Source organism: Bacillus sp. N6 (assembly GCF_052805735.1).
On sequence record NZ_CM127843.1, the window covers coordinates 2,743,982 to 2,759,204 of the forward strand.

Sequence of the window (15,223 nt, forward strand, 5' to 3'; positions counted from 1 at the left end):
TGCTTCCTTTCAGCTTAGTAATCTACATTTTATTTTTTCTCTTTAAAATACTAATACATACGAATCCACCATATGTAACAAAGCATGAAAAGCCAATTATCCCTGGTACAGAGACATATCCTACCCTTATGTAACTTATAACCGCAAAACAAACAATAGACAATAAAATAGATGGCCAAAATATAAGAGCTGTTTTTCTTCTTCCTCGTTTCGATGTACTTTCTTTCTCTCCAGAAACACGTGTGCCAAAAAGCAATACAATACAAATAAGGATCGCTGTAAAGTAAATTGTATCTAATGACAAATCGTGATCATATAGTGCGATTCCAACTTCAAGAGCAATAATCGTTAAAATTAAAATAATGATTGTTGAAGTCTTTAAGTTTCTTTTCAACCGCTCACTCCTAGCATGTTTTCACTATATTCTTTGTATATGTACTTTAAAACTACTGCAAAAGCTTCATCTACCTCTATATTTTCACGGCGATTCGGTAAATCTTTTCCCCCAATCACATAAAGAAGCGGAAATTCGTTAAACATTCCCATTATACCAATATTTATTGTAGCTGTGAGCAATCCACCTGTCATATGGGCTAAATGATAATATGGGATTTCTTCATACTCCCCTTGTTGTCTTACCATACCACTAATAATTGGTTCCCATAATTCTGGTTCTGATTTATAACCTTGAAAGGTTTGTATGAAAAGGGCAAGAACTTCATTTAAGTCTCCAATATTTTTCTCATCTCTAGCATTCTCTTGTATATGAATTTTTGAAAAGTACGTTTGTACATACATTTTCACAGCATCCCATCCACCACAGTGCATTACAACTGACTGTGCAACATAACTATCATGACAAGCTATCATTACCTCGACCGCTTGACTAAGTGTTAAAGAAGTTCTTCCTTGTAAGTGCGGATATAACTGCGTACTATCTTCATGCGGATTAAATTTAATGTGATGAAGTATATCATTCCAATTATGTTTATTTTCCTTCACCATTTGTGCTACTACAAATCCAATAACTAATTTTGCTGCTGATGCTAACGGAATATTTAATTCACTATTATATGAAGCAACTATAGGATTGTTTTTTGTAGAATAAATTTCCATTCCCACATAATTAGATTGTACCTCTTTTATTTTATTTATGACAGTTTCCATTTCTATCCCTCTTTTCATATCGTTATATTAACTTCTAATAATTCCATATTAAATATAAAATACCTTTTCATCAGCTATTAAAATAAGAAAAAGGTAGCATGAATTTTTTCTTGCTACCGAAAAATATTTATTCTTCTATAGGATTTTCAGGACCGTTAAGTTCCAGCTGATAAAAAGCTAAATCTAGCCATTTATTAAACTTATAACCAGCTTTTTTTATTGTCCCTGCATGAACAAATCCATAGTTTTGATGCAAGGCAATACTTTTTTCATTCTCTGCATCAATTCCAGCAATTAAGGTCATATACTCTCTTTCCTTCGCAATTTTGATTAATTCTTTCATTAATGAAGACCCAATGCCATTTTTTCTATATGCCTTATCTACATACACAGAATGTTCAACTGAATATTTATAAGCAGGCCACGCTCTAAATGGGCCGAATGTCGCAAACCCTACTACTTTATTATCTAATTCATATACGAAAATGGGATACCCTTCAGCCTTTTTTTGTTCATACCAATCTATTCTATTTTCAAGGGTTACAGGTTTATACGCATATACAGCTGTTGTATAAAGTATCGCATCGTTATAAATATCTAAAATGTATGCTAAATCTCTTTTCGTTGCTTCCCTGATCATTATTTTCTTCCTTTCATCATGTTCATCTTATTTCACTATTTTTTTAATAGTTTTATTTTATCGAAATTTCCGTTTTTATCTACATACGAATACTAGCTTTTCGGAAACCATCAAATATATTTATTGCAGCAGATAACATATAAAAGAAAATTCCTCCCCCAATGAGCCACGTTTTAAACTCCTCTGGGGAAGTAGTAAATGCATTTGCCAAATACGTAATGAATCCTTCGTTTAATAAATGTGGATTTACTACAATTACAATGAATATGATTGTTCCGACTACTTGAAGAATAGCATTTCCAATTGCCAACCTTTTCGTCCATTGTCCCTGTACTAACTTATAAAGTGATATAGCTACTTCGAAAACGATCATAACCAAAATTAGGGGCCAGTATTGAAGCAAAACATCTTGATTAAACGTTGGCGCGACAAACTTCAATCCGTTTTCTGTACCATGATATACGCCTACAAGATGATTCGCATAAAAGTAAAGTGTAGCCCATATTGCTGTCCACATTAAACCTCCAAAAACTTCAAACTTTGAAATCGCCTTTTTCTTCGGGATATACGAAACATTTTTCAAGTCATCTGGTGTCCATTTTTTTAAGCTTGTTGTTAATGGGTGTGGATCCTTTTCTTTATCAGTTCTTTCTAAAATAGCAAATACAAGTGTTAACCAGAAAAATACATGGAGACCCACTTCAAAAATTTCCCCTATACCTTTACCTATCAATTGTAAAATAACATGTAATACCGCTTGATCATCATTATAGCCTATAAAATTTTCTGCAACCATTGAAATGAGCGCAATAACAGCTGCAATTGGTATAATCATTTTTAATAGCGTCGTATATACATCAAAATAACGTGGTCCAATTAAATGCATTGGTCTATCCAAGTACCCATTAGCCAATGAAACTGGACTTCCCAATTTTTCGAGTACACTCTTCACATCTTCCTCATTATAATCGTCTGGTAACATATCCTCTATTGTTGACCGTAGTTCAAGTGTAATATCTTCACGATTTTGTTCAGGCAATCTCTTCGCAACTTCATGGACATACATATCAATCAAACTCATTTTCGTCCTCCTCCTTTAATAAGTTATAAAGTTCTTTCGAATCCTTTATCCATTCCTTTTTTAACTGCAAAAATATTTCTAATCCATATTCACTTAAAACATAATATTTACGAGGTCTACTCTCCGTTTTATCCCAACTACTCGTTACTAGCTCCTGCTTTTCTAATCTGCGAAGTAGTGGATATAAAGTACTTTGATCAATTGTAATCCCTGATTGCTCCAATAACTGGACAAGTGAATATCCGTACTGCGGCGTTCTTAATTGACTTAAAACAGCTAACGTTAATGTCCCTCTTCTTAACTCAGTAATTAACGAGTTTAATAAAGTATCCATTCACTCACCTCATTTCCATTACTATATGTCATACAGTATGTGTTTTATACTATGTATCGTACAGTATTAATGTGACAAAAACTATAATCATTTACCAAAAAACGGATAATAAAAAGCGCAAATTATATGATTTTTGCTTTTTTAGCTAAGTTATATATCTATAGCACTCTAAAAGGTAGCACCTTAACTACTAATTTTGAAGTTCTAGTAATGCTATGTTACAAATATCGTATACATATGATGTGAACATAACATCTCACTATAGGAAGCTATTAAAACGGCAAATTACCATGGTTGAATGATTCCCGTTTTCAGCACCTAATCAACGTTATTTCCTTCATAAACTTCATCTTGTTCAAAATCTCTATTTTTATTTGGTTTATTAAAGTAAAATAAAAAAACAATTAAATTAGGTTAATTGTTTTTCAAATGCAAAATCTTTATTTTTTTAAATAACCTATGATATTCGAAAAGACAAACTCTCCAAATGCAAGTGGTATATAAATAAACCATAACTTTAATATTGCCTTTGTTTCTTTGTGATCAGAATCCCCCATTAAAACCAATCCAATCCTTTTTCTTCTAATATTTTCATTTTAATTCCAATAACAAGGAAATTATACCATTTATCAATGTTATAGTCTATGTTTTCTAAAAATTAGATAAATAAAACTTTTGTATTCCCTCAATATTCAGATAAACATAATAATTTTTTTACGTTTCATCTTCAAAGTCTATAATGAGTCCTGTTAGAACTGCTTCATTACCAATCGATTGGATCCCGTGGCCAATAAAAATTCTTCCCACTCTAACTTCTGCTTTTAATAGGGCTGGATCAATTGTAAGTAATAAAACATCTTCTTCATGCTTGAAATATTTTTCTGCAACTCTTAAAGCTTGATCTACTAATGAACAATGAATAAATCCCTCTTCTATAAGGGAATCTTCATTAATTTTTCCAATTATTTTTGCGATTTCCCAATTACTTTTGTAATCATAGTAACTCTCCCTTTTTAATTTATGTAATGATATAATAACACTAAATTTTCAACACGTTCTTAATAGATTGGGGACTTATAATGGATAAACCTCTCACTACATTACAAACTATTATTATACATATGAATACAAATGAGCATTGGCATGATTTTATTTGTTACTGTCAGCATCGCGAAGCGGGACTTCGAAAATTAGCTTATAAACATTTAGAGACATTTATTTCAAATGCAAAGAAATGGGAATCAAAAGATCAAGAAGAGTTTGCCATTTCACTGTTTACTATTTTAGATGCATTAAACGAAAAAGATGAGGTCTTAACTTTCGCACTAAATAGTTTTCTAATAGACATTCTATATAGATGGACAGAAAACACCCCATTTGATTCAAGACCTTTTAGATGGATAGGAATTTATATGGACTCTAGCAATAAAGATGACGATTTAGAAAAATTCCTTCGAAAAGCGATTGAATTAGGTGGTGATACCGAACAAGAAGCTATGATATACCTAGTTTCTAATTACATCCATACTTTAGAATTTGGTACACATGAATTCCCTTCAGGTTATTGCGGAGATTTAAGCGAATGTATAGAAAAACTTCCCTATATGCTTCAATTAATTAATAGAATTCAGAATAAGAACATAAAGGAGCAAAACATTGGTCAAATACAAGAACAACTACACCTTATTCTAGATTGGTTAAAACATACACAAACTCCAGTAGATGCTGTTCGTACATGGGAAAAAGAACAAACTAAGGAATTAGAAAAAAGCATCGTATATCATTTAAACAACAGCTCAAGTCATTAATTCGTCTACCATTTTAATATAAAAAAGAGGATCTTCATACTGTACTAGAAAATCCTCTTTTTATATTTATCCCACATTAGCTTGCAGTAAAACTCCCCACTGATTATAGTTTTACTTTATTTTAATCCTTTAATTAAAGGTGACGCTTCCCCACTATGGAAAATCCATAAGTCATGAAGTGATCTCGTACATCCAACATATAGTAACTTTGCATCATGTTTTGTATTTTTGTAATGTTCCTCATCCACATCAATTAAAAGCACCGCATCAAATTCTAAACCTTTCGCTAAATAGACAGGTACTACTGATATACCACCTTCATATTTACTTTGGTTTGCTTCAATTACGTTTACCGTTAATTCTGCATTTGTTAATTTCACATATATATCACGGCATTCACCTTCTGTTCTTCCGATTACCGCAATTGTTTTCACATCTGCATTTTGCAAATGTTTTACCGTCTTCACAATTTCAGTAAATTGATTTTCTGCACGAATTACTTTCACATCTTCTCCACTGCGGAAGACTGGTGTTGCGAGTCCTACTGGGATGTCTGCATTTTTAATTATTTCATTTGCAAATTCAATAATTTCTTTTGTAGAACGATAACTTCTTGTCAATTCATAATAACCGGTTTCTTGGAATACTTCCTTAAAAGCATTCCAATCTTCAATTCCTTGGTAATCATAAATCGCTTGCGATAAATCACCTAATATAGTGAAAGAATTACCTAATGTAATTTCTTTTAATACATAAACTTGGAAAGGCGAAAAATCTTGCGCTTCATCAATAACAACGTGATGAAACTTCTGCCCGATTTCAATCCCTGTTATACGATGATGTATGTATATTAAAGCTGGTAAATCTTCTACATACACTTCTTTTTTACTACAACTCTTTTCTGTTTCTTGAACAAGTTCTTCAGGTAATACTTCGAGTATTTCTTTGCTTTTCAACATTGAACTGTATAGTGAAAGTGGGCTCATTTTTGGCCAAAAATTCATATAGGTGTTCAATCTCTTTGTTGCTTCTTTTTTTAGTAACTTTTTCTCGTTTGTTTCTCCATACTTTTTAAGTTCAATTTCAATCCAACGTTTCATACGGCCGACTAAACGTTCTCTTCTCTTCTTTAATGGATAATGTTTATATTCCACTTGCATCCATTTTTTAACGTCTTCCACTGGAATAACAGCTTTATCCCATGCCTCAAAATCTTTTGTTGGCACTAAATCATTTTCAAATTGAGTCATTCTTTCTTCTATAAACGCCTTAAATTCTAGCGTACCTTTTAATTTACCGATCATAAGCTTTCTTTCATCGCGATTAATTGAAAAGGCTTCTTTCAATTTTTCTTCTGTCTGCTTTAGTTTCACTGAATCATCTAACGTACGTAATGCCCAATCCGGAAACGTTGTTTGACTAATATTCCCTACACCTAATTCAGGAAGTACACTCGAAATATAGTCTAAAAACAGACTATTCGGCGCAAATACGATCATTCTTTCTGCTTCTAGTTGTTCACGATATTCATAAATTAAAAAAGCAAGGCGATGTAAAGCAATTGTTGTCTTTCCGCTCCCTGCAACCCCTTGAATAAGTAATGGTAAATTTCTTTCCGCTCGAATAATATCATTTTGTTCTGATTGAATCGTTGAAACAATATCCTTTAGCTTATTATCTTTATTCTCACCTAATCGATATAGAAGAAAATCATCGGCATGCGATACATCTTCATTTCCTTTTACATATGTATCAACAACACGTTCAAGTTCTCTTTTTCGAATGGAAATGTTTCGTTTTAAATACACATCACCTTCTACTAACCCATCTGGTGATTGATAAAATGCTAACGCTTCTCCACCGGTAAATGAATAAAACATACTTGCGACAGGTGCTCTCCAATCAATAATAATTGGTTTCATCGTGTCCATATCCGAAACCCCTACTTTTCCAATATAAATCGGCATAACTGCTTCTTTACCATCTTCCTGAAAATCTAACCTTCCAAAGTACGGCTCTTGCACACCAATACGTAAATTTTGTCTATTAGACTCTCTCATACTTTCAAGAATTTGCTCTTTAAAATCTTCTCCATAATAAACTGGGATTTTTTCAAGCTTATCCAATTGCTCATCCATCGTGTGTAAAGTATCCTTCATTTTTTGTAACTCATCTTCAAATATGTTGCTCATTTCGACGATTCCCTCCTGTCCGTTCTAATTTTTCAGTCGAAATACCATTGTATTAAAAATTCAATCGTAAAGTCAATAGTTTCCAATTAAATTTTCCGAAAAAACTTACTTTTTATCTTTCTAATTTTAAAGATATATACAACATCTAAATCACATCACTACACATATAGTATAGTGATGCATACAAAAGATACCTCTTTCTATTTATGACCTATTTAATTTATATATTGACAAACAATGTAAAAATCAAAGATACATAAAGTGAAAATTTTATAAGGGGGGTTTTACTGCCCACAAATAGTAGGCTAAATAAAAGTAAAGGAGTCTATTCAAATGAAATTCGCGAAAAAGAAACCGCTAAAGTTATATTTACTTATTTTTGTATTCATTGTTTTGGCCAGTGGATGGATTGGGGTATTTCTAGATTTTCTTCTAACAGATCAACCTGAAGGAAACACTTTAGGTATGGGATTATGGCTAATATTCCCTTTCCTCGTAAGCATTTTCCTTAGAGTTATTAGCCGAGATTGGAATGATTTTGGCATCAAGCCAAATTTGAAAGGAAACTTTATATGGTATTTCACTGCATTACTTATTTATCCATTCGTTACAGTAATAACGATAAGCATATCGCTCATTTTTGGAGTAGTTCATATTTCTAGTTTTGATATATCCACGTTATTGTCACTCATAGTCATGTCTACTATTGGTAACTTTATTAAAAATATTTTTGAAGAGTTTTCTTGGCGTGGTTATTTAACTCCAAAGTTGATTGAACTAAATCTAAACGATTGGTACATTTATATTATTTCTGGTTTAATTTGGGCACTTTGGCATGCTGCATATTATATAGTCTTTTTGCCAAATGAATATTTTGAATCTATCTCAAGATTAAATATGCTTTTATCTGGCTGTATCCTTATGGTTTGTTGGTCAATTATGTATGTTGAAATATATAGACTTACAAAATCTGTCTGGCCATGCGTTATCATGCATGCGATCGAGGATGCTGTTCCTACTGTTTTAGTTACAATAACAGGGATTATTACTCTTACAAACAGTAGTGATTTTTGGTTAAATCCTATTAGCGGGGTCGCTGCTACTGTTTTATTTCTCGGAATTGGAATCGTACTAAGAACTATAAGAATTAAAAGAGAACGACATTTATTCACACAATAAAAGTAAAAAGAGTAAGGATTTAATCCCTACTCTTTTTCACTTTTACTCGATATGATAAACATTCATTTAAAGATGATTGCTCTTCATATTTCCCAGCTTCAAAATCATACGCTCCTCCTGGGAAAATCCCAACTATACTTAAATGAGCCTCGGCACATAAATTACTAATCTCATCTACAGCATAGCAGCGTAAAGATTGTGTCACGATATCATTTGAAGAATCTATTTCCCACCAATGGTCTAGCATTCTTGCATTTTCACTATCATATTCATACTTTCGCATTGCAGAACCTATCAGCATTTCTTGTCCATTGGCTTTTTCCCAATATAACGGTTGATAAATATCAATAAGTGCACATCCATCATCTTTCAACCAGTTATTTATACGCTTTAATAAAAATAATTGTTCCTCATCTGTTCCTACACCAAATCCATCTAAATAACTAACAACATCAAACTTTTCTTTAAAGTTAATTTTATAAAAATCGGCGCAATAAACCTCAATGTCATTAGTAGAATGTTCTTTTGCAAACATAGCTAACTCCGGTACAAGCTCAACAGTAGTCATTTTTACATTCAAATTAGACATCGCCCTTGCGAATCCGCCATTTCCAGCTCCTAATTCTAACATCGTCTGAATTGGATATCCAACTTGTTCTTGCACTTCTTTAGCAACTTCCTGTAACCAATTTTCATTATTTATATCATAGCTCATTAGTTCAAATTGTTTTTTATAAAATTCTTTTACATTTAATTCGTTCATTATTATTCTCCTCCTGCAAATTATTTTTCTGTTACAGGTGAGAAACTAAATTTCTAATCCCCATGAAAAATCCTCCTTTTGATTTCCCTATATTTACAATTTATCAAAATAATAAGAATTTTGAAAGTGAAAGTATAAAAAATAGATAATGGATTATTCCACTATCTACTCTTTAGCTACTCTTATTTTTCTTTTTGATACTCCACCCAGTCACCAGAATCAATAACTTTCAATATCATCTTTTTATCTTGAGCGATATACACATATGCCTCTATTTTCCTATCAGCAACATATACTGTTTGCGTGATTCGATCATATAAATCAGTCTCCGCATTACCTGTATATTCTTCTAGTTCATCTAACTTACACAATATCTCATCATTTACTACATAAACTTCTCCATACACCTTTTCTTCAATCGAATAAGTCATGGCCGGATATCCTTCGTTCGTATCAAATAATTTTCCATATGTCCAAGCTCTGTCTGCAATGCATGTTGCACCTAGCATATAATGAGCATTCGTTTGTCCTCTTCTTAACGTGCCATAAACGAAAACATGATACATAAATTCTTATCCCCTTTATATGTCTCTACTTTCTTATTTGTAAATAAGCACGAATCATAAAGTAACTCACTTCATTCGGAAGCTGTTCTTTAATAGATTTCAGACCACCCTCTGCATTTTGAACGGCAATTTCAATAAGAGATTCATACTCTGATGGAACAAAACTTTGCCACTCTACTTCCATTCCATCCTCGTAGCAGCGAATTAAATGGTTTTCGATTGTTTGTCTTGATAAGTTGCGTTCTTTTGCAATCTCATTCAAATCAATACCTTGTTTATACATTTCATACGTTTCTAAATGAGAATTTGCGGACGCTTTTCCTGACTTTTTACGCTCTGAAACTACTTCTGTCTTAATCGTTTCAGTATAATTTGGATTTTCTTCAATAAAATGCTGAACTGCTTGTAAGAAGTGCGAGCCATATTTCACAAGTTTGTGTTCTCCGATACCTTTTACCGTCAACAATTCGGAATCACTTTGCGGCATTTTCACGCACATATCTTTCAATGTTTGGTCAGAGAAAATAACGAACGGAGGTACACCTTCTCCTTGTGCAATTTCTTTACGTACTTCACGAAGCACTTCAAATAAAGGATGGTCTTGAACAATTTGTCTTGTCTCTACTCGTTCTTTTCGTAAAACATTCTCTTTACCAAGTAATACTTCTTTCCCTTTTTCTGTTACTTTTAATGTCGGATAAGTGCCATGTTCAACTGCAATTAACTCATCTGAAATTAAAAACTCAATAAACTCACTGACCTCTTTTACACTACGGTTCGATAAAAGCCCATACGTTGGTAAAGTATGAAAATTAAATTCAATAACTTTCTTATTTTTCGACCCCGTTAATACTTGCGCTATCATTTGCTTTCCAAAGCGTTGGTTCGTTCTAATCATGCATGATAAAACCATTTGTGATTCCCTTGTCACATCGATGCTCTCGCGATTGTCTGTACAATTACCACAGCGTCCACAATCTTCTTTCGGTTCTTCTCCAAAGTATTGCAAAATGAATGATTGTAAACATTGTTCTGTATGACAGTAATCGGTCATATTTTGCAATTTTTCAAGTTCATTTGAAAAACGTGATTCTCCAGTTGATTGATCAATTAAAAAACGCTGTACTTGTACATCTTGAGAAGAATATAACAATATACATGTGCTATCTAATCCGTCACGACCAGCACGTCCTGCTTCTTGATAGTAACTTTCCATATTTTTTGGAAGCTGATAATGAATTACGTAACGAATATTCGATTTATCAATACCCATCCCGAATGCAGATGTTGCTACCATTACACTTACTTCATCTCGTAAAAAGAGTTCTTGTTGCTCATTTCGATCACTATCACTCATACCAGCGTGATATTTTGATACAGAAACTCCTGCCTTCATTAAATCTTCATATAACTGATCGACTACTTTTCTAGTAGCTGCATATATAATCCCAGATTCCTTTTGATTTTGACGAATATAATCCGCCAAATATGCATTTCGATCTTGCCCTTTAATAACAGAAAACGATAAGTTCTCACGCTCAAATGTTGTCATAATTGTATTTTCTTGATTAATTTCAAGTGTATTACAAATATCATCACGTACTTGCGGTGTTGCTGTTGCTGTTAATGCTAATACGAGCGGCTTTTCTGGAAGATAATCTAATATGCGATGTATATGTAAATAACTTGGACGGAAATCATGTCCCCACTGTGAAATACAGTGTGCTTCATCAATCGCAATCATAGGGATTTTCATATCGATAAGTTGGTCAACAAACTCCATCGAATCAAGACGCTCAGGCGCGACATAAAGTAATTTGTAATGTCCTTGTTTCGCTAATTGAATTCGCTGATTTGCTTCAGCAATAGAAATAGAACTATTAATATATGTAGCTGAAATGCCATTCTGTACCAATGTATCTACTTGATCCTTCATAAGTGATATTAAAGGAGATATAACCAACGTCGTTCCTTCAAATACTAATGCCGGAATTTGATAACAAATTGACTTACCGCCCCCCGTTGGCATAATACAAACTGTATCTTTCCCATCTAGTACATTTTTAATTGTTTCATCTTGTCCTCTTCGAAACGAAGAATAACCAAAGTAGGACGCTAAAAGTTCTTGTGCTTTAGTAAACAAAAAAGAGTCACCTGCTTTTCTTTATCTTTCATCTACTTCTATTATATCAATCACTTATGCGACTTGAAAGGGATGGATAAACGCTTATTGTTTTTTCATTATTCTATATTTAATATGAATTAGCATCCGTGTTTTATATGTTTTACAACATTTATAACGTAAATCCAGTACACATGAAGAAAGAGTTTCAATTTAAATATTCATTTTATTTCCCTTTCTTGAATACTACTAATCGTATACATATAAATTCAGGAGGTTTCTATATGAAACATCGTAATATGAGTTCCATCACAACAAAAAAGAAAACAACACAACTCCAATTCTCTAATAATGATGCGTGGAAATATGAATCATACTATAAGTACCAGCCATTATTCTCTTATAAAAAGCTTTTACATTTTCTTTCTCAACTTTTTAGAAGTTAATATATGCGCAAAAAATGTATCATTCACAGAAGTTTTCTCAATATTAAACGTATAGACTTACTACAATTCAGTTGTTACCATATATAATAATCTGTTGGATAAACCCCTTAAGTTGACCTGCTTATATTAGCAGGTCTTTTTCATGATTACATACTTCTGTGCACTTCAATCCCACTTCCAAGTCTTTTCTCCATTTTATAACTATATTTAAATCCCAACAATTAATGATAATCATAAATTGTTGGGATTTAAATTGTTCACATATAATTATTCATTTCTTCTTTCTCAATACACAAAATACATTTTACTTGTTACTATAAAAGTACTCCAGATGAGTTTTTGCTCATCGACATTATCTAGTTAATGGGGCCTGCCGCGGGAAGCAGGTCCCTTTGACTTTATGAAGGTACCAATTTCATTTGGACACATTTACCAGGTTTTTTCAAAAGAATTTTATGATAACATTACGTAGTCGAGTCCGACATCTCGGCAATACCCTTTTGAGGGTCTGCAACTTCCCTTGCAGACCCTCTTTTACTTTATATTCATTTTATTCATATATACCACAACATCATTCGTTGAATTTCTCCATTTCAAATTCCCTAAAAATAATCTAGGACACGTAACTAAAAATAAATATTTATCATACTTTGAGTTATACATGTTCAAAGGAGTGTTACTATTTATGTATTCTTATTTGCAATCGTATTACTCCCCCTACCATAACCCTTATGTAAACTATGATTTATCCGTACGTAACTACCGAATTAGTAAAAACGAGAATTTTTTAAAAGGGTATATGCGTTCTTTATGGGAACAACACGTCGCTTGGACGAGATTGGCTATTATAAGTATTGTATTTAATTTACCAGATGTTAACGTTACTGTTGGACGGCTTCTACAAAACGCAACACATATGGGTCTATCACTTGAACCATTTTACGGTGAGGATGCAGTGAAAAAATATAGTGCATTAATTAAAAATCACTTAGTAATTGCAGCGGATCTTGTTAAAGCCGCAAAAGCTGGTAATCAAAATGCTGCGGCCGCTATAGAGAAAAAATGGTACGCTAATGGTGATGAAATTATTGAATTTCTTAACAGTATCAACCCATATATAGATAAAGAAGAATTTAGAAAAATGTTTTATGAACATTTAGCACTAACGAAAGCAGAAGCACTTGCCTTCCTAAATAAAGATTATGAAGCAGGAGTAAAACTTTACGATAAAATTGAAAAAGAAGCATTAGAAATGGCCGATATGATAACAAACGCAATCGTAAAACAATTCCCGCAAGTATTTCAATAAAGTAAAACTTTAATCAGAGTAGGTATTACTACTAAGTAATACTTGATAAAAATAAGTCGATTTCCAAACATAAATCGGCTTATTTAGTTTTCTCTCCATGATATTTCACCTCTCCTCTTTACATTTAGCTTATATCGATATATTTTATTAATATCCGTTTTTTATAGGAGGAAATAGTTTGATTAACGCGATTGGTCTCGTTTTTATACTTACAAATAAACACGAGAAAAAAAAGAAAGTTTACTTAAATGAAAAATTTGCACTAATAGATATTATTGATTCTAAAGAAGTATTTGATGATGAAGGGAATCCTTTAGTAGAACTAACATGTAAATACAGTATATATTTAGATGAAAAATATTACTGTAAATCTCTCGATGATTATACCGGACAAGTATTTCCTTTCTTAAGTGCAAAAATAGGAAAAGGTCTTCTAAGAAACTTAAACTACTACTTTTCTTACGTTGATGCCTATGATAAGAAACCACCAGTTAAAGAAATAAGACCACTTATGAAACAAGTAACGAACAGATAGCGAAAAATACAAAAAAAGAAAGCATCTAACTCTAGATGTTTTCTTTTTTATTGAAAACTCATTAACTTTCATCCTCTTCTAAAAGTATGTATCCAAGCATATTTTAAATTAAAAACATTGGAGGATTAGACTGAATGAAATACTCAGAAACAATTATAAGCAAACGACTTCGAATACTTAAACTGACGGGTATGTTTTTCATGCTAGTGTTAATAGCATGGATTGGCTATACAAAATTACTTTATGAAAACGGCTTTCTTCAAGAAAAAAAGAATTCAGTAGAAGTAATGAACACTAGCATTACAGGAGAAATAGAGCAGCTTTTTCATATAAACTTGCAAGGTTATCGAAAAACAAGCCTTGATGCTGTTATAGAAGCAAGTAAAACCGATCCAAGCGAACTATCCCTAATTGAACTGGTCAACAAATCCTGCTCGCGAGATTGCATAGGCGAACCAGTAACATATGTAAACTCAAACAATGGATATATCTTTTATAAGGAATCTAATGGAACTAATGTAGCTATAACGGTTAAAAAGAAAGACACATGGGTAATTGTAAAGAAATCTGTTCAAGATGGATTATAATTCCCCCCAAAAAAAGAGTACGTATCGTACTCTTTTTTATTATTAATCCCCTTCCTCTTCATCCCTACAATGGCATTTCGGTTTTGTTTTACAATGACATTTTTCACACTCACATTTCGGTTTCTCTTTGCAACAACATTCGTGAAAATCTCTGCGTTTACATCTACATCTCCCAAACATTAAATCATCCCAAAATTTATTACAATTTCGGGAATGCGCACAATGACAAGTATTCCCCATGAATATACTTCCTCCTAAATAGAATTCATCATATTCTATGTTTAAAGTATACAAAGGCTTGTATATTAGTCTATTTTCTCCGTATCATAAGTAGAGTTAGAAGATTACAAAAAAATAAGTCTTATCTCACATTTCACAAATCGGATTTTTTATTCTCTAAATTGTATTAACTTGAATGGTAACACGAACAAAAAAGCATCACCTTTTTGGCGATGCTTAAAAACTCTATTTTACTTTTAGTTCTCTAAATAAAG

15 protein-coding genes and 1 pseudogene are annotated in these 15,223 nt (G+C 32.4%); 5 read left to right on the forward strand and 11 right to left on the reverse strand.

Annotated elements, in window-relative coordinates:
* Positions 1-22 precede the first annotated feature (22 nt).
* The 6 genes and pseudogenes from ACUXVC_RS14100 to ACUXVC_RS14125 all read right to left on the reverse strand — a co-directional run.
* Positions 23-394: a hypothetical protein gene (locus ACUXVC_RS14100; protein ID WP_000827990.1), complete on the reverse strand. Its 372-nt coding sequence runs from the start codon at positions 392-394 to the stop codon at positions 23-25.
* Positions 391-1,167, reverse strand: a complete 777-nt coding sequence (locus tag ACUXVC_RS14105; RefSeq protein ID WP_446025715.1) for a serine hydrolase — start codon at positions 1,165-1,167, stop codon at positions 391-393. Before ACUXVC_RS14105 ends, ACUXVC_RS14100 begins: the two co-directional genes overlap by 4 nt.
* A 127-nt stretch (positions 1,168-1,294) precedes the next feature.
* Positions 1,295-1,807, reverse strand: a complete 513-nt coding sequence (locus ACUXVC_RS14110; protein WP_000617523.1) for a GNAT family N-acetyltransferase — start codon at positions 1,805-1,807, stop codon at positions 1,295-1,297.
* Between the two features lie 79 nt (positions 1,808-1,886).
* The gene (locus tag ACUXVC_RS14115; RefSeq protein WP_446025716.1) at positions 1,887-2,888 is read right to left on the reverse strand and encodes an HAAS signaling domain-containing protein; all 1,002 of its coding nucleotides are present in this window, start codon (positions 2,886-2,888) and stop codon (positions 1,887-1,889) included.
* Positions 2,875-3,222, reverse strand: a complete 348-nt coding sequence (locus ACUXVC_RS14120) for a PadR family transcriptional regulator (protein ID WP_144465260.1) — start codon at positions 3,220-3,222, stop codon at positions 2,875-2,877. Before ACUXVC_RS14120 ends, ACUXVC_RS14115 begins: the two co-directional genes overlap by 14 nt.
* A gap of 807 nt (positions 3,223-4,029) precedes the next feature.
* Positions 4,030-4,254: pseudogene (locus ACUXVC_RS14125) on the reverse strand (DUF952 domain-containing protein); the annotation flags it as partial.
* Positions 4,255-4,301: 47 nt separating this feature from the next.
* Here ACUXVC_RS14125 and ACUXVC_RS14130 point away from each other — a divergent pair.
* A complete protein-coding gene (locus ACUXVC_RS14130; RefSeq protein WP_144465261.1) occupies positions 4,302-5,030 on the forward strand; it encodes a hypothetical protein in 729 nt (242 codons plus the stop codon).
* A gap of 116 nt (positions 5,031-5,146) precedes the next feature.
* Here ACUXVC_RS14130 and ACUXVC_RS14135 read toward each other — a convergent pair whose 3' ends face one another.
* Complete coding sequence (locus ACUXVC_RS14135; RefSeq protein ID WP_446025717.1) at positions 5,147-7,222, reverse strand: HelD family protein; 2,076 nt, start codon at positions 7,220-7,222, stop codon at positions 5,147-5,149.
* 333 nt (positions 7,223-7,555) lie between these two features.
* Here ACUXVC_RS14135 and ACUXVC_RS14140 point away from each other — a divergent pair, with 333 nt between their 5' ends.
* Entirely contained in the window at positions 7,556-8,401 is an 846-nt protein-coding gene (locus ACUXVC_RS14140; RefSeq protein WP_098128017.1) for a CPBP family glutamic-type intramembrane protease, read from the forward strand.
* A gap of 19 nt (positions 8,402-8,420) precedes the next feature.
* On the opposite strand, the gene ACUXVC_RS14145 is transcribed toward ACUXVC_RS14140, so the two are convergent.
* The 3 genes from ACUXVC_RS14145 to recQ all read right to left on the reverse strand — a co-directional run bounded on the left by ACUXVC_RS14145 (position 8,421) and on the right by recQ (position 11,873).
* Positions 8,421-9,164, reverse strand: a complete 744-nt coding sequence (locus tag ACUXVC_RS14145; protein ID WP_095690721.1) for a class I SAM-dependent methyltransferase — start codon at positions 9,162-9,164, stop codon at positions 8,421-8,423.
* 182 nt (positions 9,165-9,346) lie between these two features.
* Complete coding sequence (locus ACUXVC_RS14150) at positions 9,347-9,730, reverse strand: gamma-glutamylcyclotransferase family protein (RefSeq protein WP_053564227.1); 384 nt, start codon at positions 9,728-9,730, stop codon at positions 9,347-9,349.
* 25 nt (positions 9,731-9,755) lie between these two features.
* Positions 9,756-11,873, reverse strand: coding sequence for a DNA helicase RecQ (gene recQ / locus ACUXVC_RS14155; protein WP_098125771.1), 2,118 nt, complete (start codon positions 11,871-11,873; stop codon positions 9,756-9,758).
* A 1,110-nt stretch (positions 11,874-12,983) separates the two neighbouring features.
* Here recQ and ACUXVC_RS14160 point away from each other — a divergent pair.
* The 3 genes from ACUXVC_RS14160 to ACUXVC_RS14170 all read left to right on the forward strand — a co-directional run bounded on the left by ACUXVC_RS14160 (position 12,984) and on the right by ACUXVC_RS14170 (position 14,729).
* On the forward strand, positions 12,984-13,607 hold the full coding sequence (locus ACUXVC_RS14160) for an acetylglutamate kinase (protein WP_141241040.1): 624 nt from the start codon (positions 12,984-12,986) through the stop codon (positions 13,605-13,607).
* A 178-nt stretch (positions 13,608-13,785) separates the two neighbouring features.
* The gene (locus tag ACUXVC_RS14165; RefSeq protein WP_000606231.1) at positions 13,786-14,142 is read left to right on the forward strand and encodes a hypothetical protein; all 357 of its coding nucleotides are present in this window, start codon (positions 13,786-13,788) and stop codon (positions 14,140-14,142) included.
* 134 nt (positions 14,143-14,276) lie between these two features.
* The gene (locus ACUXVC_RS14170; RefSeq protein WP_000877567.1) at positions 14,277-14,729 is read left to right on the forward strand and encodes a hypothetical protein; all 453 of its coding nucleotides are present in this window, start codon (positions 14,277-14,279) and stop codon (positions 14,727-14,729) included.
* Here the strand turns inward: ACUXVC_RS14170 and ACUXVC_RS14175 are convergent.
* The gene (locus tag ACUXVC_RS14175; RefSeq protein ID WP_000502998.1) at positions 14,714-14,905 is read right to left on the reverse strand and encodes a hypothetical protein; all 192 of its coding nucleotides are present in this window, start codon (positions 14,903-14,905) and stop codon (positions 14,714-14,716) included. The two genes, ACUXVC_RS14170 and ACUXVC_RS14175, sit on opposite strands and share 16 nt — an antisense overlap.
* Positions 14,906-15,223 lie beyond the last annotated feature (318 nt).

Bases quoted from the DNA above. Each gene is read 5' to 3' on its own strand.
- ACUXVC_RS14105 (WP_446025715.1), bottom strand. From the start codon at position 1,167: ATGGAAACTGTCATAAATAAAATAAAAGAGGTACAATCTAATTATGTG.
- ACUXVC_RS14110 (WP_000617523.1), bottom strand. From the start codon at position 1,807: ATGATCAGGGAAGCAACGAAAAGAGATTTAGCATACATTTTAGATATT.
- ACUXVC_RS14115 (WP_446025716.1), bottom strand. From the start codon at position 2,888: ATGAGTTTGATTGATATGTATGTCCATGAAGTTGCGAAGAGATTGCCT.
- ACUXVC_RS14120 (WP_144465260.1), bottom strand. From the start codon at position 3,222: ATGGATACTTTATTAAACTCGTTAATTACTGAGTTAAGAAGAGGGACA.
- ACUXVC_RS14130 (WP_144465261.1), top strand. From the start codon at position 4,302: ATGGATAAACCTCTCACTACATTACAAACTATTATTATACATATGAAT.
- ACUXVC_RS14135 (WP_446025717.1), bottom strand. From the start codon at position 7,222: ATGAGCAACATATTTGAAGATGAGTTACAAAAAATGAAGGATACTTTA.
- ACUXVC_RS14140 (WP_098128017.1), top strand. From the start codon at position 7,556: ATGAAATTCGCGAAAAAGAAACCGCTAAAGTTATATTTACTTATTTTT.
- ACUXVC_RS14145 (WP_095690721.1), bottom strand. From the start codon at position 9,164: ATGAACGAATTAAATGTAAAAGAATTTTATAAAAAACAATTTGAACTA.
- ACUXVC_RS14150 (WP_053564227.1), bottom strand. From the start codon at position 9,730: ATGTATCATGTTTTCGTTTATGGCACGTTAAGAAGAGGACAAACGAAT.
- ACUXVC_RS14160 (WP_141241040.1), top strand. From the start codon at position 12,984: ATGTATTCTTATTTGCAATCGTATTACTCCCCCTACCATAACCCTTAT.
- ACUXVC_RS14170 (WP_000877567.1), top strand. From the start codon at position 14,277: ATGAAATACTCAGAAACAATTATAAGCAAACGACTTCGAATACTTAAA.